17 protein-coding genes are annotated in these 21,663 nt (G+C 46.4%); 8 read left to right on the top strand and 9 right to left on the bottom strand.

Annotated features, from left to right (window positions below; translation table 11 throughout):
- Positions 1-35: 35 nt before the first annotated feature.
- Entirely contained in the window at positions 36-449 is a 414-nt protein-coding gene (locus HGT73_RS07130) for a DoxX family protein (protein WP_214213104.1), read from the bottom strand.
- 113 nt (positions 450-562) lie between these two features.
- Here HGT73_RS07130 and HGT73_RS07125 point away from each other — a divergent pair, with 113 nt between their 5' ends.
- From HGT73_RS07125 to HGT73_RS07095, 7 genes are all read left to right on the top strand, one after another.
- Positions 563-1,453, top strand: a complete 891-nt coding sequence (locus HGT73_RS07125; protein WP_214213102.1) for a LysR family transcriptional regulator — start codon at positions 563-565, stop codon at positions 1,451-1,453.
- A 202-nt stretch (positions 1,454-1,655) separates the two neighbouring features.
- On the top strand, positions 1,656-2,327 hold the full coding sequence (locus HGT73_RS07120; protein WP_241608783.1) for an amino acid ABC transporter permease: 672 nt from the start codon (positions 1,656-1,658) through the stop codon (positions 2,325-2,327).
- Between the two features lie 4 nt (positions 2,328-2,331).
- Positions 2,332-3,096 carry an amino acid ABC transporter ATP-binding protein gene (locus tag HGT73_RS07115; RefSeq protein ID WP_214213100.1) on the top strand — a complete coding sequence of 255 codons (765 nt, stop codon included), beginning with the start codon at positions 2,332-2,334 and terminating at the stop codon, positions 3,094-3,096.
- 17 nt (positions 3,097-3,113) lie between these two features.
- Positions 3,114-3,884, top strand: a complete 771-nt coding sequence (locus tag HGT73_RS07110) for an amino acid ABC transporter substrate-binding protein (RefSeq protein WP_214213098.1) — start codon at positions 3,114-3,116, stop codon at positions 3,882-3,884.
- A 393-nt stretch (positions 3,885-4,277) separates the two neighbouring features.
- Positions 4,278-5,549, top strand: a complete 1,272-nt coding sequence (locus HGT73_RS07105; protein ID WP_214213096.1) for an OprD family outer membrane porin — start codon at positions 4,278-4,280, stop codon at positions 5,547-5,549.
- 190 nt (positions 5,550-5,739) lie between these two features.
- Positions 5,740-6,990: an amidohydrolase gene (locus HGT73_RS07100; RefSeq protein ID WP_214213093.1), complete on the top strand. Its 1,251-nt coding sequence runs from the start codon at positions 5,740-5,742 to the stop codon at positions 6,988-6,990.
- A gap of 249 nt (positions 6,991-7,239) precedes the next feature.
- Positions 7,240-8,166 (top strand): fimbrial protein, encoded by a 927-nt coding sequence (locus HGT73_RS07095; RefSeq protein ID WP_214213091.1) that lies wholly within the window; start codon positions 7,240-7,242, stop codon positions 8,164-8,166.
- A 146-nt stretch (positions 8,167-8,312) separates the two neighbouring features.
- Here the strand turns inward: HGT73_RS07095 and HGT73_RS07090 are convergent, their stop codons facing one another.
- From HGT73_RS07090 to HGT73_RS07075, 4 genes are all read right to left on the bottom strand, one after another.
- On the bottom strand, positions 8,313-9,944 hold the full coding sequence (locus HGT73_RS07090; RefSeq protein ID WP_214213089.1) for a GMC family oxidoreductase: 1,632 nt from the start codon (positions 9,942-9,944) through the stop codon (positions 8,313-8,315).
- A gap of 29 nt (positions 9,945-9,973) precedes the next feature.
- Entirely contained in the window at positions 9,974-11,443 is a 1,470-nt protein-coding gene (locus tag HGT73_RS07085) for a c-type cytochrome (protein WP_214213087.1), read from the bottom strand.
- An 80-nt stretch (positions 11,444-11,523) separates the two neighbouring features.
- Positions 11,524-12,108, bottom strand: coding sequence for a sorbitol dehydrogenase family protein (locus tag HGT73_RS07080; protein WP_241608795.1), 585 nt, complete (start codon positions 12,106-12,108; stop codon positions 11,524-11,526).
- 203 nt (positions 12,109-12,311) lie between these two features.
- On the bottom strand, positions 12,312-14,591 hold the full coding sequence (locus HGT73_RS07075) for an FdhF/YdeP family oxidoreductase (protein WP_214213085.1): 2,280 nt from the start codon (positions 14,589-14,591) through the stop codon (positions 12,312-12,314).
- A gap of 463 nt (positions 14,592-15,054) precedes the next feature.
- Between HGT73_RS07075 and HGT73_RS07070 the strand changes: the two genes are divergently transcribed.
- Entirely contained in the window at positions 15,055-15,819 is a 765-nt protein-coding gene (locus HGT73_RS07070; RefSeq protein WP_214213083.1) for a tyrosine-protein phosphatase, read from the top strand.
- Here the strand turns inward: HGT73_RS07070 and HGT73_RS07065 are convergent.
- The 4 genes from HGT73_RS07065 to HGT73_RS07050 form a co-directional block, all read right to left on the bottom strand.
- The gene (locus HGT73_RS07065; protein ID WP_214213081.1) at positions 15,816-16,460 is read right to left on the bottom strand and encodes a ZinT family metal-binding protein; all 645 of its coding nucleotides are present in this window, start codon (positions 16,458-16,460) and stop codon (positions 15,816-15,818) included. The two genes, HGT73_RS07070 and HGT73_RS07065, sit on opposite strands and share 4 nt — an antisense overlap.
- 258 nt (positions 16,461-16,718) lie before the next feature.
- Positions 16,719-18,227, bottom strand: a complete 1,509-nt coding sequence (gene proP / locus HGT73_RS07060; protein WP_214213080.1) for a glycine betaine/L-proline transporter ProP — start codon at positions 18,225-18,227, stop codon at positions 16,719-16,721.
- A gap of 99 nt (positions 18,228-18,326) precedes the next feature.
- Positions 18,327-20,054: a thiamine pyrophosphate-dependent enzyme gene (locus tag HGT73_RS07055; protein WP_214213077.1), complete on the bottom strand. Its 1,728-nt coding sequence runs from the start codon at positions 20,052-20,054 to the stop codon at positions 18,327-18,329.
- Between the two features lie 73 nt (positions 20,055-20,127).
- Positions 20,128-21,372, bottom strand: coding sequence for an aromatic amino acid transporter (locus HGT73_RS07050; protein ID WP_214213075.1), 1,245 nt, complete (start codon positions 21,370-21,372; stop codon positions 20,128-20,130).
- Between the last annotated feature and the right edge of the window lie 291 nt (positions 21,373-21,663).

Raw genomic sequence — 21,663 nt, 5'->3', positions numbered from 1 at the left:
GCACGCTCCTTCTAGGCAGGAGCGTGCTTGAATGCTTAGTGTTTATCAAGTGAATAGCGACCTGCACCGGTCACCGATAGCAGCAGTAGCCCACCGATAATACTGATATTTTTATAGAAGTTAATCTCAGCCGCCATTTGATCAGCCCCGGATAGTGACCAGAAAGGGTGGCCGATAATGGCTGTTCCTAAAGTATAAATGGCCACAATAAGCGCGATAGGACGGGTAAAATAGCCGACCACGATCGCCAGTCCGGCAAAAAACTCAAGGACAACGGCAATCAGTGCGGCAACTGTCGGTAGCGGTGTACCGAGCGACGCCATATAGCCAATGGTTCCACTGAAATGAATCAGTTTTTGATAACCAAACAACACGAACAATAGCATCAATAACACGCGTGCAATCAGCAGCATTGATGACTGCGGTTTTGAAAAAGTAAAATCTTGCATAAAAGTTCCTAATTAATTCTTCGTTAATCAATCGATGGTGCAGACTTTAACGCTCGATACTGATGAAATAAATGTCTAAAATGAATTAAATAATTTCATATATGGGATAATCAATGCGTCTCGATGCTAATGATTTACTGCTTTTCAACCGGGTCGCCGAGGAAGCCAGTTTCACTAAGGCGGCGGATCGTCTTGATCTCCCCACCTCTACGCTGTCACGGCGTATTGCTGCGCTTGAAGAGCAGCTGGGTGAGCGTCTCTTTATTCGTACCACCCGCAAAATGACCATCACTCCTTTTGGGCAAGCCATACTGCGTCACACTCAGCAGATGGCCTCCGAGTTGACGGCCATCGATGCACTGATCGAGCACCGCAACGTCTTACCCAGTGGCAAATTACGTGTATCGTTACCCAGTGATTTTACGCAAGAACTTATCAGCCAGTTTCTCGCTGAATTTATTGCTACCTACCCACAGATCCATTTAGACATTGATGTGTCACAACGACGGGTCGATTTAATTACGGAGGGATTTGACTTGGCATTGCGTATCGGTGTGTTAGCCGACGATGCCACCCTCGCGGCACGTTTGCTCGGCTATTTTGAGCTTGGGTTATATGCAGCGCCGGGATATTTACGGGAAACAGCAGTGATTAGTACCCCAGACGATCTCTTATCACACCACTTGTTACGCTTACACAGCGATCGCGGACCGGTCGAATTATTCCACGGTCAGCACTCATGGCAAGGGGAATTAGCGACCAAGACAGTGGCGAATTCGCCGAACATTTTAGTGAATCTTGCGCTACGTGGTGCGGGTATTACTCGGATTGCCGCACACTCAGCTCGCAGCTACGTGGAAAGCGGGCAACTGATACGAATATTACCGGAATGGCAGAGTAAAAAGCGTCCGGTATGGATCGTATTTCCGGGAACACGGTTAATGCCTTCACGCACACGATTATTTATCGACAGTTTGGTGCGTAGCTTTGAGTCGTTGACTTAATGAGGGCGATCCGTAGCGGGATAGTTATCCTGTATTGAGTAATTTTTCACCCAATTATCGAAAAAAAGCATAGACGGTTAACTTCGGTTCTAAATCAATATCTAAATGATATTTCGCTCTTTCTATTTCCTGCCTAAAATAGAGGGAGTGATCATCGCTGATGTCATCAATTTTACTTAACGTATTCTATGGAAGGTGGACTGTGCCAGATTGGCTGAATCTCGTCGTGGAATCATTTTGGCCGATGCTGCATGCCGGACTGACTTTCACCATACCCTTGACCTTGGTCTCTTTTGTACTGGGTTTAACGCTCGGTTTCTTAATCGCGCTTGCCCGTCTTTATGGGCCAAAGCCATTACAATATATTGTGCGTTTCTACGTGTGGCTATTCCGTGGTACCCCTCTATTAGTTCAACTGTTTTTGATTTTTTACGCACTGCCGAGTGTTGGGGTGACCATTTCTGCATTTCCTGCCGCAGTCATTGGTTTTACGCTAAATATTGGGGCTTACTCTTCAGAAATCATTCGCGCCACCATCAAATCGGTGCCGGTCAGTCAGTGGGAAGCCGCACATTCCATCGGAATGAGTTCGCGTCAAGCACTGATACGTATCATTCTGCCGCAAGCGGCAAGAATTGCCGTTCCTCCATTATCGAATACCTTTATTTCTTTAGTAAAGGATACTTCTTTAGCCTCGGTGATCACCGTTCCTGAGATGTTTTTGCAAGCGCAGCGGATTGCAGCGGTCACTTATCAACCGATGATCCTTTATATTGAAGCCGCGCTAATTTATCTGTTTTTCAACACTATTTTGTCGGCCTTACAAAATAAGCTAGAAAAGCATTTCTCACGTGAAACCGTGACAGGAGTATAGCGAGATGATTTCTCTACAAGGGATCAACAAATACTTTCACGACCATCATGTCCTGAAAGAGATTAGCCTAACGCTACCTCGAGGCTCAGTCACCGCATTGATTGGCCCTTCGGGGAGTGGAAAAAGCACCCTATTGCGTTGCGTAAATTTACTGGAAATTCCGCAATCGGGGCAGATGCAATTAGATCAAGAACAATTGGTATTTGGTCAAAAGCCGCCACGTACTCGGGACATAATGAAGATTAGCCGTCAAACCGGAATGGTCTTCCAAAATTTCTCCTTATTTCCACATAAGACCGTACTGGAAAATATCACCGAAGGATTGCTAATTGTCCACCGTATGCCGAAGGCTGAGGCCATCGCGCGCGCGGAGCAATTACTGGAAAAGGTCGGACTTGCCCATAAGCGGAATGTTTTACCGGCAACGTTATCAGGGGGGCAGCAGCAGCGTGTTGCCATCGCACGGGCATTGGCACCTTCGCCAAAAGTCCTGTTGTGTGATGAACCGACATCGGCGCTTGACCCTGAGCTTGCCGCAGAAGTGGTTGCGGTATTACGCCAGCTTGCTGATGAAGGCACAACTATGTTGATGGCGACACACGATCTTCGTTTAGCCGCTTCGGTTGCGAACCAAACGATTTTTCTCGAAGCTGGAGAAATTGTGGAAACCGGTGATTCGGCGACCCTCTTTCACTCGCCACAAAAAGCACGTACGGCGAAGTATATCGCCACCTTAACGGCTGGGCTACCTACCGTGAACCCCCTTTAACTTGACCAGGAAATCCCATGAAAAAAAATTATTTGGCGTTACTCGCAATGTTACTCCCTCTCGGTTTTGCGGGTTCCGCAATGGCCGATACTCTGGCTAACGTGAAGGCTTCTGGCCAACTGAAAATTGGTACTGAAGGGACCTATGCACCATTCACCTACCATACTATTTCGGGCGATTTAACCGGCTTTGATGTCGAGATAGGCGAAGCAATTGCTAAGCAGCTCAAGGTGAAACCGGTGTTTGTTGAAGGGAAGTGGGATGGTCTGATTGCCGGATTAGATGCAAAACGTTATGACGTGGTGATGAACGAAGTTGGGATCAGCCCTGAGCGTCAGAAAAAATATATATTCTCTTCACCCTATATTGTTTCTAAGGCCGTATTAATCGTGAAGAGTGATAACAACACCATTCATCAATTTGACGATTTGAAAGGCAAAACCACCGCACAATCACTGACCAGTAATTATGCACAAATCGCTCGTCATTATGGTGGACAGCTCGTCAATACTGACGGCTTCAGTCAATCTGTAGACTTAGTTGTGCAGGGACGCGCAGATGCAACCGTTAATGATAGCCTCTCTTACCTTGATTTTAAAAAGCATCGCCCTGATGCTCCGGTGAAAGTTGTCGCGTCAGACAGTGATGCGAACAGCTCTGCGGTATTGATTAGAAAAGAAGATACTTCATTACAAAGTGCTATCAATACAGCGTTGGCACAGTTGAAGAAAGATGGCACCTATCAGAAAATTTCTGAAAAATACTTCGGTGCTGATGTTTCACACTAAAAGCGTAATCAGCCCCCGTTGGGGGCTGATTTATCTGACTAACGCTTATTAGTGGCTCCCCGCCAAGCTATCACAGAACGCCACGTCACTTACCGAGTCAGTAGCCCTCTGTTAGCCATTCAACATCGACGATCTGTTTCGCCTGCTCTCTAAGCTCTTTCAATGCTGTTATTCCTATGTCATTCCCTAGACTCACTTAACCGGTTCACTGTTGACGGCGGATATGCTCATCGTCCCTCTGTCTTTGGGTTAGCTCACACCGGGCATATCCACGTAGCGTAAAAATAATTGAACGTAATAATTTTAAAAAAACAACTAACAATGGTAGATTGTCAAGGTAAGTAACAAGTTATGTATAAAAATTCATATAAATTTACATTATAGGCAGACACAGTGAATAAGGTTTTTTCTTTCTCATTTTTAGCGTTGTTGGTTGCCCAGCCCGCTTTTGCAGCATCTCAACAGGAAAGTAACGGTTTTATCGAAGATAGCCACCTGGATCTTCTTATCAAGAATGCGATGTTTAACCGTAACTATAAAGATGACGGCGTTCGCACGCGTCGCGAGTGGGGCCAGGCTTTTATCGGTACCTATAGTTCAGGTTTTACACAAGGTGTTGTCGGCTTTGGCGTTGATGCGATAGGGCAATATGCCGTGCGCCTAGATGGTGGCCGCGGACGCAGTGGCGCGGGCGGGATCGACTTCTTCGCGCAAGATAGCGACGGTCGTGCTAAATCAGATTTAGTGAAATTCGGTGCGACGGCAAAAATGCGCGTCTCGAATACCGTATTGAGCTATGGCACACAACGGCCCACACTCCCTATTTTAACCTCTGATAGCTCACGTCTGCTCGCCGAAACCTATACCGGTGTGATGCTAGACTCACAAGAGATTGATGGTCTGGATATTAGCGGTGGTTATTTCACTGCAGAGCAGCGCAAAAGTGCTGAAAGCCACAATACCGGGCTAGATTCCATTACTTTTGGTGGCGCGAAATACGTCTTCAATGACCAGTTTACAGCTTCAGCCTATGCGTCGCATAACCAAGATGTCGACAATAAGCAATATTTAGGCTTTACCTACACCCAGCCTTTTACTGAAAAGCAAAAGATGATTTGGGATTTCAACGGCTATAATACGCGTTTAGACAAAACCTATGCAGAAAAACTGAATAGTGGACGCAGTAATACTATTTGGAGTTTAGCGGCCAGTTACGTCTACGATATTCATACCTTTAAAATTGCTTATCAGCAGAACAGTGGCAGCACTGGCTATATGTATGGCGGTTATCGTAATCGCGGTGGACTGGGTGACGGTGGTAACACGATTTGGGTCGCTAACTCCTATTGGTCAGACTTCAACGGTCAAGATGAGCGTTCATGGCAAGCGGCGTACTCCTTGGATCTGTCTGGTTTAGGTGTTGAAGGTCTGCGTTATGACGTGGCTTATGTCCGCGGTGATAATATTAAAACCTCAGCATCGAGCAACGGTCACGAGCATGAATTCTTTAACCAAGTTCAGTATAAAGTGCCTGCTGGTTTCGCCAAAAACCTTCGTATAGGGTTACGTTATTCCGTCTTACGTGTCTCTTCAGATGCCTCTGGTTATAACTTAGGGGGTAATGAGTTCCGGATCATCGCGCAATACCCACTGTCTATTTTCTAATTGGATCGGGTCATCGTTTTTACGGTGGCCCAGCTTGCAGCCCACCCCTTCGCTTTATTCTCCCCATTGCTTAAGTATTACGTGCTAAAACACGGATAAATTATCCCACAGCAATATACTTGCGCAAAAATTGTCACACTCTAGTGCCTCGATCGCAGTAAAACGGATTATCTATTATCGAGAGGCCATTATGACAACGACACTTAAGCAGTTAGGTCCGGAAATTGACGCCCTGTTACCTAAACTCGCCGCAATTTATAAGGATCTGCATCAGCATCCTGAACTTTCCATGCAAGAATTTCGTACGGCCAGCATCGCGGCTGATCATCTTAAGACCCTCGGTTATGAAGTGAGTGAAGGCTTAGGCACCACGGGGGTCGTTGGGATATTGAAGAATGGTTCAGGGCCAGTGGTTATGCTGCGCGCAGATATGGATGCGTTACCTATGGCGGAAAAAACGGGCTTACCCTATGCCAGCCAAGCCATCGGTGAAATGCCAGATGGGTCGAAAACACCGGTTTCTCATATGTGTGGCCATGACTTGCATGTCGCGTGGTTAATGGGGGCGGCCGAATTATTGGCTGATCACCGTTCGTTATGGCATGGAACGCTGATGGTCGTTTTTCAGCCGGGCGAGGAGATTGGTCAGGGGGCTTTGGCGATGATTGCGGATATGAAAGACGATTTTCCTAAACCGGATATTATCCTCGGTCAGCACGTTATGGTGGGGAAGGCCGGTACGGTGGGGTATCGGGCTGGCGCTATTCTTTCCGCTGGAGACAGTGTGCATATTAAGTTTCACGGGAAGGGGGCTCATGGTTCGATGCCGCAAAATGCGATCGATCCCGTTATGATTGCAGCCTATTCGGCCGTACGATTACAAACCATTGTGTCGCGTGAAACGGCTCCGTTGGATAGCGCAGTACTCACTATTGGTTCTATCCAAGCCGGAACGAAAGAAAATATCATTCCTGACGATGCGATTTTGAAACTGAATATGCGTAGTTATAAAGATACGGTGCGTGACAAGATGATCCGTTCAGTGAAACGGATCTGTTGTTGCGAAAGCCATGCTTCGGGAGCGGGCGATCCGGAGATTGAATTTATTGATAGCTATCCGGTGACCGTTAACGATCAGCAAGCCACTGAACGTTTGAGTGAACAATTTATCGCCCATTTTGGTGAGCGCTGTTTTGAGACACAACCGGCCACTGCCAGTGAGGATTTTAGCCAGTTTGGTCGCCATTGGCAGGTACCTTATGTATTTTGGTTTATCGGTGGAACCGACCCGCAAGTCTGGCTAAAAGCGGAAAAAGCCGGGGCCATTGAAACGATCCCTGCTAACCACTCTTCACAATTTACGCTTCATTTGGAAGAGACGATACAAGCGGGGTTAGAGGCGATGGTTGTCGCAGCATTAACCTGGTCAGCTGTCCGCTAATCAGCTAATCAGCTATACGGCATAAATATTGCTCAATTTTCCCCTCGATAATAAAATAAATGGTTTCAAATAATTAATTTGAAAACCATTTATTTTTATAAGGAAAATAATTTTTACTCAATAACCGTGGTGCAAGATATATTGGTAATAAAATAAATAGTAATTTTATAAATGATTGGCTAAAATCCTTGATAATAGTGCTAATTTTTTATCGTAAAATACTTAGCCTGTCATAAATCGAGGTGCGACATGAACGGCCGAATAAAAATTTTTCTTCTTCCATTGCTCTTCTTATGGACACCCTTCAGTTTTGCTTTTACCTGTGTAACAACAAGTGGGCAAACCCTTTCGTGGAGCGGAGGTACTGCCTCTGTCTATATAACGTTACCCTCATCTATTTATAGTAATACTATTTTAAGTATTGATTTATCACAGTATGTGACTTGTAAAAATGATTCAGGAGATTCCAATTGGACCGATCAATTAAGATTAGTACAAGGAACTACATTCAATGGTGCATTAAATGGATTTACAGGAACAATAAATTTTAATGGTAATAGTTACCCTATTCCGTTCAGTTCTACATCATCAAATAAAATTGATTTACCCTCGTTAAAGAATATAGCTATACCGATTCAACTATCACTCACACCGATACAAAGTTCTTCAACTAACACGGTGATAACTTACCGTTCAAAAATAGCCTCAATTGTGATGAATCAGCAAAATAATAGAAATAGTGATTCTGTTAATTTCACATGGAATATTTACTCTTTATCTCTCATCAATTTTATTGTGCCATCATGTTCGGTAGACAACACGACGATTTCAGCACAACTCCCTAATTATCCAGGAACGCAATCGATTCCTTTAAAAGTGACGTGTTCCTCAAATCAACGATTGGGTTTTTATATATATGGGACTACGGGAACGGATGGATCAACATTTGTTAATACATTGGAGAGTAATAACGATTCTGGCGCCGCTCATGGTGTCGGGGTTCAATTGCTCAGAAATGGAAGCGTTTTGCCGGTCAATACCCAACAAACTATAGGTACTGTGGGTACATCAGGTACTGATTTAGGTTTGAGCGCAAGGTATAATCAACTGGGAACGACGAGAATAACAGCCGGAAATGTACGTTCTATCGTTAATCTTAATTTCGTTTATTTATGAAAAATATAAATATACTTAGCAGTGGGTTTTTATTGAACGATTTAAATAAGGCATCATCGACTCCCATATTGGCAATCAAATAAATATTCTCTAACCTAAGATTATACTTCAGATAAAAACCGGCCGTTATTGGCCGGTTTATCGTTTTAGCTATGCAGCATCTCTTGTTTAATGCTATCGCATGCCCGTAAAGAAAGGGCAACCATACTCAATGTTGAGTTAACGGTACCGGCTGCGGCCATAGCCCCACCCGATGCGATATAAAGATTTTTATGATCGTGAGTACGCATCCACTTATCCACGACTGAGTCCTTTGGATCATGGCCCATAATGGTGCCTCCCATAATATGGTTATTAGGGTTAAACCAAGGTGTCATTTCAATTTCGGTCGCACCAAATAATTTTGCGATATTCATTAAATGCTGGCGTGAGAAAACCGCGGACCGACGCACATAATCACCAACATCATAAGTGACATGCGGATAAGGAATGCCGAGTTTATCTTTTCGTTCGGTACTGAGAGTAAGGCGATTATCTGGATTAGCCAGTACGTCGTGGTTAACGTAAATATCCATACCACAAGCGGCACGACGACGGATCTCTGCATCCAATTTTTTGCCCACTAAGCCCATTTGTAAGGCTTTCACCCCTGCTTTATGGTTTTGTGAAGTGTTGTTCATACCAATTTGAATAGCGGAATGGTCGCGGCGGAAATCACCATCTCGGAAGTTAGTGATCGAACTCATTTGCACGGATCCTCCCCCTGTCCAGATCGGCTCGGCCGATTGGAAGCTCATTAAGATCCCCGGGTGATCCATCATATTACGACCTACTTGACCGGAACTATTCGCGATCCCATTAGGATTATTGTCGTTGGCAGCTAGCAGTAATAGTTTGGGAGTTTCAATTCCATTACCGGCTAAAACAAAGGTTTTTGCCGTTACGGTATGGGAAATTTTATCCGGGTCGTAATAGTGCATGGCGGTGATCGTGTTATCTTTATCAGTATCAATACGATAAACCACAGCATTGGCAATAAATTTTGCACCGGCATTCTCAGCTTTAATAACGCTGTGTATCCCATTATACATTGCACCGATTGGACAAATCGGCATACAGTTATTGTTACCACAGCACTGTGGGCGACCGTCGTAAGGGCGGCTGTTCCGTCCTTGTGGCACAGGCGTATTACAATAACCTGCTTGGGCCACAACTTCGGTAAAGCGGCGATCGGCGGGGCCATAAGGCATCGGCTCCATCGGAAAGGGTTTTTTACGAGGAGCGACATATTTTAGAGAGGTATCGTTGGGACCATTAACGCCAATCAGGACTTCCGCACGATAATAGTAATCTTCCAGCTCATCGTAAGTTACGGCCCAATCACGGCCAACACCGTAGGTACTTTTTAATTGCATATCTGCGGGAAGAAAACGCCAGCAGGACGCTGCCCAGTGCCAGGTTGTCCCGCCGATTCCTTTAATCATTCCTTGACGAAAAGCACTGGCATCCGGGCCGGAGACTTCGGGATAATTATTATAAGGATTAAGCTGTGGATGCACCGACCAAGGTTGGTCCGGATAGGGCGTTGCATAGTCTGATTCTGACTTATTGACAGGCGGCATATTGCGCCAGTTTTCCACCACTTCGCCGCGTTCCCAACGCGGGCCTGCATCAAGCACTAATACCGATAACCCGGCTTCAGCTAACTCTTTGGCAACGGTGCCTCCGCAGATCCCTGCGCCAACAACGACAACATCTGCACTATATTGTTCTGACATATTATCCTCACCCTACAAATACGGTTGGTTTATCCACGTGACTTTTGACGAGCGCGGCGGATCACCACAATTAAGACGATCAATACCACGAGTACGATACCGCCAATACTAGCCGGACCGGCGATCCGTGCGAGCAGAGGTTGTTTTCCTCCTTGGCGCAATACAGTCACTTGTTCTGGCGTGACATGCAGATCGGGATTGCCATATTGTTGGAAAATATAATTACTGAGGCTCGCAATTTGCTGATCACTCAGGGCTTGTACTTGTGAATCGGGCCCGAAATTGGGCATAAAGATGGCTTTACCTTTTACTTCACGTTGCACACCAAACAGAATGGCGGAAATCAGGTTATTCGGCGTATTGCCGCCAGTTGCCGTGTTATGGCTCAGTGAAGGATAAAAGTGATCGGCTGTACCTTGTCCATCCGGTTGGTGGCAGCTGGCACATGCACTGTCATAGAGTGCTTTACCGCTCATCTCTTGCGATAAACCGATTCCCATCGGAGCCGTTCCTCGCACATCAGTATCGACATTAGAGGCTTGTCCAAAATCACCAGTGGGTTTTGACTGTTGTGGGTGAGCCACTGCCGGGAGGCTTTGTAGATAAGTAATAATCGCTTCAATATCGTCATCATGCAGATGCTGCAAACTATTGGTCACGGCTTCTGCCATTGGACCAGCGGCTTGAGCTTTACCCGGCACATCGCCGGTTTGCAAATATTGTGCTAACTGTTCGCGTGACCAGCTCCCCAGACCGCTGAGTTTATCGGAGGTCAGATTCGGAGCATACCAACTTCCCAATGCGGCACCACTTAACGCATCATTCCCCTGTTTTTGCGCCATCATCATGTTACGCGGTGAGTGGCATTCGCCACAGTGCTCAAGGTTATCGACCAGATACTTACCGCGATTCCATTCTGCACTTTGTGAAGGATCATTCTGGTAACTCCCCGATTTTAAGAAGAGTAAATTCCATCCCCACATCATCTGACGGATATTAAAGGGAAAACTTAGTGCAGTGGTTTTGTTATGGGTATCCACCGGAGTCACGTTTTGCATAAAGTAGCTATACAGTGCGTGAACATCATCATCAGTTAAACCGGCATAAGAAGCATAAGGCATTGCCGGATAGAGATGGCTGCCATCTGCACGGATACCATGACGCACCGCTTGTTCAAATTGCTGTTCACTATAGGTACCGATACCAAATTGTTTTGATGGTGTAATGTTTGTGGAGTAAATGACCCCCATCGGTGAGTGAATGGCATAGCCCCCGGCAAAAGGTTGCTGAGTACCTGGGTCGGTATGACAGGCGGCACAGTCTGCAGCTATCGCGAGGTATTGCCCGCGAGCGATCAGGTTTTGTTGGGTATCTTGTACGGAGGGGGCTTGCACAGGCACTTGTTTTGCTGCGTAGGAAAGGGGAAGAAGACCACCTAGACCTAAGCAAATGGCAGAGATTTGCAGGGTGAGCTTGCGCACGACGCGGCGATTTGACATAAAATTCCTCACAATAACTCCAAAAAAGTGGAATCAGTCGTTAGTAACGTTCAATAGGGAGATAACAACGCAGCCCGCTATTAAAATGTTAATAAACGATCAACCGGCGGGGGCTCAGCCGTCCAATAGTCAGGCCCATTATGGGCATAGGTGGGGATGACCATACCGTCGCGAGGAACCTGATACATCAAGGCATTTTGATAAGAGAGCACCTGTGTATGAGGGCTATTATCCACCACACCAAGATACCAACCACGGATGATAGACATCATGACATCATGCAGGGGTTGGCCTTGAAGCTGCTGGTCTAGCGCCTCAACGTCTGTCGGCTGGTGTTCGCTGATCCATTGGCTCAACGCTGTGTACTGAGCAGAAAACGACGCTGAATGCTGATTGAGTGCTTGCCATAGACGCTGGCCTAATGTGGTATCCAGATTTTGATGGCCGGTGAGTAGACGAGAAATTTTTAGAAATTGATTAAGGGTTTGTGAATCGGCTTGTGGAGCTTGGGATGTCGTGGGGGTGGCGGCGATAGCTTGTCCGGTGAGCACGCTGCCAATAGCAAAACTGGCGACTAGCCCCCCCGATTGACCAAAAAGCCGACGACGGGCGGCCCCCTCTTTACTCAGACTTTGCTCAGAAAAGTGTTTTTCGTTTTTCATCATATTTATTCTTAGAATTAGCCATTGATAAACGCTGTACGTAACAAAATAGTAACGTAATTTTTTGTAAAAAAACGGCAAATAAAAATTTAGATCACAAAAAAAACATTTTTAAACAATTTTTATAAACTTTCTTTATGGATGAAAGAATGTTGCGATAGGAAAAGGGGCTAGGTAAGTATTTCTCTGTACCTAGCCACAATGGATTATGCGGGCTCTTGAACCTTTGATAATAGTTTTACGGGAACTGATTTATACGCAGGGGTGCCACTTTGTTGGTCGCGATAGCTTAATGGAATTAAAATATTCGCTTCAGGATAATAAGCCCCGACCGATCCTCGCGCGATGGCGTATTCAATAACAGTGATATTTTTCATCGTCGAATCGCTATCTGGGAGGGCCGTTACAATATCCACCACGTCTCCGTGCTCCAGTCCTTGTGCGCGCATATCATCGGGATTCATAAACAGAACATCTCGTCGTCCAAAGACACCACGGTAGCGATCATCTAAACCATACAGGGTGGTATTGTACTGGTCATGGCTACGTAGAGTAATCAGTCGTAATGCCCCTTGTGCGGTCAGCGCATCATCTTCATTCAATCCTTGGTAGACAAGAAAGTGAGCTCGGCCTGAAGGTGTTGGCCATTGTCGTTGAGTCGGAGGTAACGGCATACGGAATCCACCAGGATGCTGGATTCGTTCGTTGTAGTCGTTGAAGCCTGGAAGGGTTGCTTCGATCGCATCACGAATGCGTCCATAATCCTCAACATAATGCAGGTAGTCGATGGGGGAATTCGGTAATGTTGCCTGTGCAATCCCGGCGACAATCGCAATTTCTGAGCGCAGTGAAGGGGACGCGGGTTTGAGTTTCCCCGCAGAGGCATGCACCATCGACATACTGTCTTCTACCGTGATGGACTGTTTCCCTGTGGATTGCTGGTCGATTTCAGTACGTCCCAAGCAAGGTAGAATCAGCGTCTCTTTAGCGATGAGTAAATGACTTCGATTCAGTTTTGTTGCAATGTGAACACTTAATTCCAGTTCCTTAAGCGCAGGGAAGCAGCGCTCAGGATCTGGGAGCGCGACGGCAAAGTTACCGCCTAAACAAATTAGCGCTTTTGATTCCCCCCGGATGATCGCCTCCATAGCGGCTCCCGCATCATGTCCGTGTTCACGAGGCGAATTGATACCAAAATGTTGATCGAGTGCTTGCAGAAAACGCTCGGCGGGCTTTTCGCTGATCCCGACGGTTCGGTTTCCTTGGACATTGGAATGACCACGCAGTGGGCAGATGCCTGCACCCGCCTTACCGAAATTACCCCGCATCAACAACAAGCTCGCGATCAGTTGAACATTCTCAGTACCATGCTGATGCTGCGTTATGCCCATTCCATAAGTGATGATTGTCGCTTGTGAATTTGCATAGTGTTCAGCCACGCGAGTGAGTGACTCTCGTGGTAATCCGCTCGCCTGTTCGATGGCTTCCCATGAGGTAGCACGCAAATCATCGGCAAATTCAGCAAACCCGAGGGTATGATCCTCGATAAATTGATGATCGAGGACATCTTGGCTTTTCTCATCGGCCTCTAGAACGGCCTTCGCAATCCCCTTCAAGGCGGCAGCATCGCCACCCGCTTTTACTTGATAGTAAGACGATGCAATATCGGTCGACTGATAGGTAGCCATTTCGATAGGGTTCTGTGGATCGGCAAATCGTTCAAGCGCGCGCTCTTTCATCGGATTTAGCACGATAATTGGCACATTACGGCGGGCCGCTTCATGGAGTGTACCCATCATTCGCGGATGGTTGGTACCCGGATTATGGCCAATAGAGATGATAAGCTCGGTTTTATCGAAATCATCTAAAGAAACCGTCCCTTTACCGATCCCAATCGATTGAGGTAAGCCAACGCTGGTGGCTTCATGGCACATATTTGAGCAGTCAGGGAAATTATTACATCCATACTCTCTGACCATAAGTTGATAGAGATAGGCCGCTTCATTAGACGTCCGGCCTGAAGTATAAAACTCAACGGCTTTTGGGGGCAGGCGCTGTAATGTCTGTCCAATGATGCCGAATGCCTCTTCCCAACTCAGTGGTTGGAGAGTATCGGTCGCAGCATGATAACGAAGAGGTTGTGTCAGTCGGCCATAGCCCTCTAACTCATAATCACTGCGAGTGAGTAAGGTACTGACCGGCGTTTTGCTCAAAAAATCTGCGGTTACACGTCGTGAGGTCGCTTCCCAAGTAACGGCTTTTGCTCCGTTCTCACAAAACTGAAAGGTGGAGTGATGGTCTTTATCAGGCCAAGCACATCCCGGACAGTCAAAGCCATCGGGCTGGTTGGTATTCAGTAGGGCTTTTGGCGCGACCAAAGTATCCATTTGGTTTTTCACGGCAATTGCCGTGGCCTTCAATGCCCCCCAACCGCCAGCAGGGCCATTGTAAGGATGGATACCAGGAACATGACGCTTATTCGACATAACTCACTCCGTTAGGATAGGCGGGATTCATTTAATTATAGGCGCCTAATGGTGGCAATCAAGCGTTAGACTTAGATGCCCATGAGGCTAATAACGCTCGTATATTTAGGAATTTTTCATGTAAATTTCTCGTTATTATCGCTTTTTTAAGGAGTTTTTAACGAGATCGGAACATAAAAATAAGAAACTGTTCTCTGCTTGCACACAATTATTTACCGAAGAGTGGAAAGCGACGATGACTGAACACCTCGATCAGCCACGCTGAGAGGCTATGTAAGCCCGTCATTTATCGCTGTTAAGCCCCGATCGACCCACCGCTTTTTGCAGCGGAAATATAGCGACTGCACGCCCCGTGATGGTGATCATTCTTTGATAGTAAATTGGCAGTATGATGAAGGACTATATCGATCCAAACAGCACGTTATGGATGATCCTGTAATCACTTTACGAGGAGAGCAGTAGTATGGAGCACAATACCGCATTAGAAAGTGTCGCGAATTGCCGTCAATTTGGCGGGCTAATCGGAGCTGAAGGGCGCAAAATCATCGCCGATCGGCTATTTCGTTGTAGTGCGCTGAATACTATCAGTCATCAGGATATACACTATCTCGCACAATACTCGGGCATAACGATTCTCGACTATCGGGATCAATATGAAGCGAGCCTACACCCGGATCAGCGGATCCCGGGCGCGTCGTATGTGAGTACCCCTGCTAACCCCGCTGATATTGACGTCGATGCCAAAGTAGTTGAGTTTTCTCCCGAAGGGTTAGCGGCATTAGAGGTTGATACTTTTATGGTGACTCTCTATCAAAAGTTGCCCTTCAATAATCCTGCTTGGCAACAACTGATTCGCACACTTTGCAGTGATGACTGCACTATCTTGATCCAGCATTGCGCCGTAGGTAAAGATCGTACCGGGATCGGCAGCGCCATTACGCTACTGTTACTCGGGTGTGACGAAGCGACTATTTTTGAAGACTATCTGGCGACTAGCGGTCAATTGGACGCCATTGTTGAGGAGACGTTACAGCGCTGGCCCGCCGATGCTAACCAAATGGCGAGAGATAATTTTCGACGCTTACTCGCCGTTGATGAGAGCTGGCTTGCGGCGGCGTTTACGGCTATTCGGCAACGTTATGGGTCGACCCAACGTTGGCTTGAGCAGGAATATGGCGTTACAGAGTCGCAACGCCTCGCAATTCAAGCCAAATGGCTGGAAAATTAGTGATGTAACATATCGTCGATCACCTCTTTCTCCATCATTTGATAGGGAAAGTAGGTTGGCCAGTGATGGAGCTCTGTCAGCAGCGCCTGTTCAGATTCATTACCCACAAAGATATGAAAGTGATCAGAGTGATGAGGGGCGATTCGATGGTCGCTAAATTGTAGGAAACGTGGTGCTTTTGAAGCAGGATCACGACATTCAAACAAGTATCTTACGCCACGCTTGCCAGAAGGATAGGTCAGAATTTTATAGCCAGCATTTTCATAATGACAGGATGTTTTATTCTGACCTTGGAAAAACTCCACCAGTCCGTTTTCTATTTCAATACGGTCGATATCTGTCTGATATCCGGTACGGTAGTACTCGGTTATCTCGGCTTCCGATTTATGTTGTGCCGCAGCCTTAGCCTTAAATACCGGTGCTAATGCCCCTTTTTCTAACAAGGGGTAGACGGATTGCCATACGCCATCCCAATCAGATAACGGGCGTGGTGCGACTTGTTTATCGTCGAATTCACCTTGCGAAATCTTTTTCTCTTCAGCACTTAGCGTATGACTATGGCTGCCATGTGCCAGTACGGAACCACTGGTGGTAAAAAGTAAGCCGATAGCGACCCATTTTTTTATAGGATTGAATAACATGATAAGCCTCTATTTACGTTTTGTTATAACATAACACAAATAGACACAGTTGTACGAGGTCCAAGTTGAGAAAATTTCCTCATCTAGCTAGAGGAGACGTAATCCCACATTACAGGTTGAAAAGAGAGGCCGTGATCGCTCAGAGTCAGTAGCGAATGTCTTAACAGGATGTTGATGGGGTTACGGACAGAAATCGGTGTTAGGCGAGGGGTCTACTAGCGAAAAACGGCTACTGAAATCAGTAGCCGTTGACCGATATTAGTGATCGATATTGGGATGTTGATCGACTAAGTTGCTGCGTTTTTGTTTCAGTTCTTCTAATTGCTGATCGATATCTTCAATACGTTGTTCGATACCATCATGGTGCTCTTGCAGGAGCTCCTTCGCTTCTTCTAATGATGAAGCGGCAGGTGTACCGCCGTATAACGGTTTATTGGCAGTTTCACGCATGGTAACCCCGGTAACCACACCAATAACCCCTACCACGACTAAATACCAGCCAGGCATATATAGATTACCCGTCATTTCGACTAACCATGCAGTCAGCGTTGGCGTAATACCTGCGACTAAAATCGAAATATTATAGGTGCTGGCTAGGGCACTATAACGGACTTCCGTTGGGAACATCGCCGGAAGCGTTGAAGCCATCACGCCAATTAAGCAGTTAAGAATGATCGCTTGGATAAGTAAGCCGAAGAATAGGGCAACTAAGCTGTGATGCGTGATAAGCATAAACGAAGGAATAGAGAATAAGACCATCGCTAAACTACCGATAATAATAAATGGGCGACGACCGAATTTATCGCTTAATAGTCCCATCATCGGTTGGACAAACAACATGGCAATCATAATAACCACGATGATCATCACACCACGATTTTCAGAATAGTGCAGGTCATGGCTAAGGTAGCTAGGTACGTAGGTCAGCAACATGTAATATGCGACGTTGGTCGTGATGACAATACCAATACACGAAATCAGGTTACGCCAGTGTTTACGCGCCACTTCTTTAAAGGGTACGGAAGGACCTTCGCTTAATCCTTGCTTAGAACCTTCTTCTAACGATTCAACATGTTTTTGGAAAGCAGGCGTTTCTTCTAAAGCATGACGTAAGTAAAGTCCAATCAGGCCGAGAGGTAACGCGAGGAAAAATGGAATGCGCCAGCCCCATTCGTTAAAGGTTTCTTGGCCTAAAACGGCATTAAGTATAACGACAATCCCCGCACCACAAATAAAACCAACCAGCGAACCGAAATCTAACCAGCTTCCCATAAACCCACGCTTACGGTCAGGCGAGTATTCGGCGACAAAAATGGATGCACCGGTATATTCTCCCCCTACGGAGAAACCTTGTACCATTTTAGCAATTAAAAGCAGGATAGGCGCCCAGATACCGATGGTGGCATAGGAAGGAATTAACCCGATACAGAAGGTACTGAGTGTCATTAAAATAATGGTCATGGCAAGAATCTGTTGACGACCATATTTGTCCCCGAGTTTACCGAAAAACATCCCACCAATAGGACGAACAATAAAAGGGACTGAGAAAGTGGCTAACGCTGCAATAATTTGTATGCCGGGAGAGGCATTAGGGAAGAAAACTTTTCCAAGTACGGTGGCGACATAACCATAGACACCAAAATCGAACCACTCCATGGCGTTGCCTAATGCGGCAGCAGTAATTGCTTTCTTTAGACGGCTGTCATCAATGATGGTGACATCATTGAGACCCATAGGTTTTACTTTTTTACGTTTAATTTTTAGCATAGGCTTTCCTTACAAATACGACCCAAAACGGTTCAAAGTGTTAAGCATAGCCTAAACTCCCCGGCACGTCTTGTTCGGGGCGGAGAATATTGTCGGCGGTTACTTACCCAGTTTCTGGCTAATTTCACTCCCTACTAACTGAGCCACATCGGAAAGTCGACCATGAAAAACCGCTTTTGCCGCATAAAGTGCGGTATCCGTGAGTTGTTTTAAGGAGACTTCCGGCGGCATCACCAACTCGTTAGGATGAGTATGAACATCTAGTAGTGCAGGGCCCGGATGAGCCAGAAAGCGGATAACTGCCTGTTCTAATGTTTCCGCTTCAATCACTTTTTGGCTGTATAAGCCGATGGCTCCCGCGACCTTGGCAAAGTTATCATTTTTTAATTTGGTATAGTGATCAAGCAAACCTTCAATTTTCTGCTCCAGCTCAACAAAGTTTAATGACCCATTATTAATCACCACGAGTTTTATCGGTAACGCTTCTTGCATCAGGGTAAATAAGTCGCCCAGTAACATACTTAATCCACCGTCCCCGCAGAGTGCGATCACTTGGCGTTGCGGAAAAGTCACTTGTAGCCCGATAGCCTGAGGCATGGCATTGGCCATCGTACCGTGTAGCAGGCTCGTCAGTGTACGTCGAGTCCCTAGGCTATCGATATGGCGCAGCAACCAGACCATGGCTGATCCGCCATCAGCGGTGAATAGCGCATCTTGTTCGGCATATCGGTTCAGTAAACTGACTAAGTATTGCGGATGAATAGGCTGACCGGTTGCACGTTGTTCTTCTTTTAGCCGCCGATGGACGGATTTTTCACGTAGATGAAGTATTGTGTGTAGAAAACGGTCATCGGAATGCTGATGAATACGCGGTAGGAGGGCTGCCAAGGTATCGGTAATTCGACCGACCGCGCCAAAAGCAATAGGATGACGACGGCCTAAGTGGGTAGCCTCTTGATCAATTTGGATAATAGTCGCGTTATCCGGATAAAACTGAGACCACGCAAAGTCAGCGCCTAAGAGTAACAGCACGTCGCACTGCTTAATGGCTTCAAAACCCGCTTCACAGCCAAAGATCCCCGTCATGCCTACCGAGAAAGGATTATTGTATTCAACAAAATCTTTTCCCCGTGAGGTGTTGACGATGGGGGCATTAAGTTTTTCAGCGAGGGTAACCAGAGCGTCATGGGCTCCTTCACAGCCAGCGCCGGCATAAAGGGTGATACGCTTTCCTTGGTTAAGTAATGCAGCAATAATGTCTAGTTCATCGGGGTTAGGTAACAGCTGGGGGTGAGGGTGCCAAATAGTTTGCGTCACAGCCTCTGTTTTAGCTTTGCTAATATCCACAGGAATGACGACTACGGCCACACCGCGTTGCGTTAACGCTGCTTGGCAAGCGCGCCGAATCACTGCTGGAGCTTGGTCAGCCGTTAAAATCTGTTCACAAAAGACGGAACAATTTCGGTAAATGGAGAGAAAGTCGACCTCTTGGGGAAAGTCGTTACCCAGTAGTTCACGGCTAATTTGGCTCGCGAGTAGAATAACAGGGGCGCGGTTGCGGTGACTCTCAAACAAACCATTAATAAAATGTAATCCCCCCGGACCACAAGAGCCGGCACAAGCGGTCAGTCTATCGGTCATTAAAGCTTCTGCCCCAGCGGCAAACCCAGCGACTTCCTCATGGCGAACATGCACCCAGTCGACCGTACTGCGGCTCATGGCATCGGTAATATCATTGAGTGTGTCACCAACAATACCGTAACAATGGTGTACACCGGCTTTTTCGAGTTGTTCGACAATGAGTGCAGCGACTGAACGTTCAGACATGATAGACCCCCGATAGACTTTTTAATTAAGTATAGTGTGGGTCTGTGCATTATTCTGAGCGCCGCACTAATCCTCAAAATTCCGGGATCATATGCCACTGACTGCCTAACCAGGCAATAATATTTATCCCGCCAAACAGGACCACCACGATAATCGCCGCCCACTGTTTTTTCCCACGTGGAAGGTCACCTGAAAAGTGCTGATGGGCCCGCCATGCAAGGAATGCGGGGGTAAATAGCGCCCAGATGGTGGCAAATAAACCGGCATAACCAATGGCCAGTAAAAATCCTTGCGGGAAAAGTATTGAGGCCAGCAGGGGAGGGCAGAAGGTGAGCAGTGCTGTTTTTGCTCGGCCACGTTTGCTGTTATCCGTGCCCAGTTTATCGGCAAGAAAATCAAATAGCCCAACGGTGACTCCCAGAAAGGAGCAGATCACAGCAAAGTGAGAAAAAATATCCAATAACAGCCCCAATGATTGTTGGGGAAGCCGATCGTGCATCGCTTGGATCAGCGCATGAATATCGCCACCTTGGCGGGCGATTGTCGGAAAATCTTGGCGTTGAATATTCCCCATCGTACAGGTCAGCCAAAAGAGATAAATCACTAAGGCCAGTAATATCCCGAACACGAGAGCATGCCTAACACGGCGTTCATCGCCTTGATAATAATGGATAAGACCTGTGATATTACCGTGAAAACCAAAGGAAGCGAGACAAAATGGGAGAGTGGCTAACAGATAGGGGAAATAGCGGTTTTGCGCGGCCGTACTGTTAGGCCTAAGCAGTAATGAAACGTCGACATGGTGAATTAATCCACCGAATAATAAAAAAAAAAGTAGTAGCTTGGCGGCCAGACAGAGGGTGATCAGTCGGCTTACGCCTTGAGTACCTAGCCATACTACGCTGGCGACAAGTAGGGTTAGCAGGCCTTTGGCTTCAGCATCATTGATATTAATGCCCAATGCATTGATCGAGTGTTGATAAACTGGGCCACTGGCGGAGATATAAGCATAGGTCAAAATACCCAGTACAAAACTGATACTCAGACCATTAATTTTACGCCACCAACTGGGAGTCAGTGTCTGGGTCAACGTGTCATAGCCGGCTCCAGGGGGAAAGCGCAGACTGACTTTCATAAACAGTAGTCCCGATAACAGCATGCAGAACCCGCTTAGCATGAGCATCATGACAGACCAACGGTACCATGCGCCGGCCATGACAATCGGAAGGGTAAACATTCCTGCGCCGGCGACGGTTCCACAAATGATCATCGCTCCCCAGATACTAGAGGGCAGTGTCGGTTTATTGGGAAAGGGCATCTGTACTCCTCAATGAGAACGCCAAAAGGCGCAGACTATAGCAGCTCTTCACCAGTAGCACTAACGGAGAATAACGGATTAATAACGCTCTCTTTTTTTTAAAGAAAGCGTTATCAGTCTTATACAGATAATTCTTAACTTTAATATTCTAATAATATTTTTTATGCCAAACCTATTATTAATTTCATAAGGTTATCAGGTTTTTCTACTAAAAATCGAAATAACGAATCTTGATCTAATTCGAGCTTGTTCTACGATTATTGTTAATACGTTTAATCGTGAAAAGTTGCT

Source organism: Rosenbergiella australiborealis (genome assembly GCF_018494035.1).
In the GTDB taxonomy this organism is placed as follows: Bacteria; Pseudomonadota; Gammaproteobacteria; order Enterobacterales; family Enterobacteriaceae; genus Rosenbergiella; species Rosenbergiella australiborealis.
The sequence above is the reverse complement of the archived record's forward strand: the minus strand, read 5'-3'. Positions and strand labels throughout refer to the sequence as shown.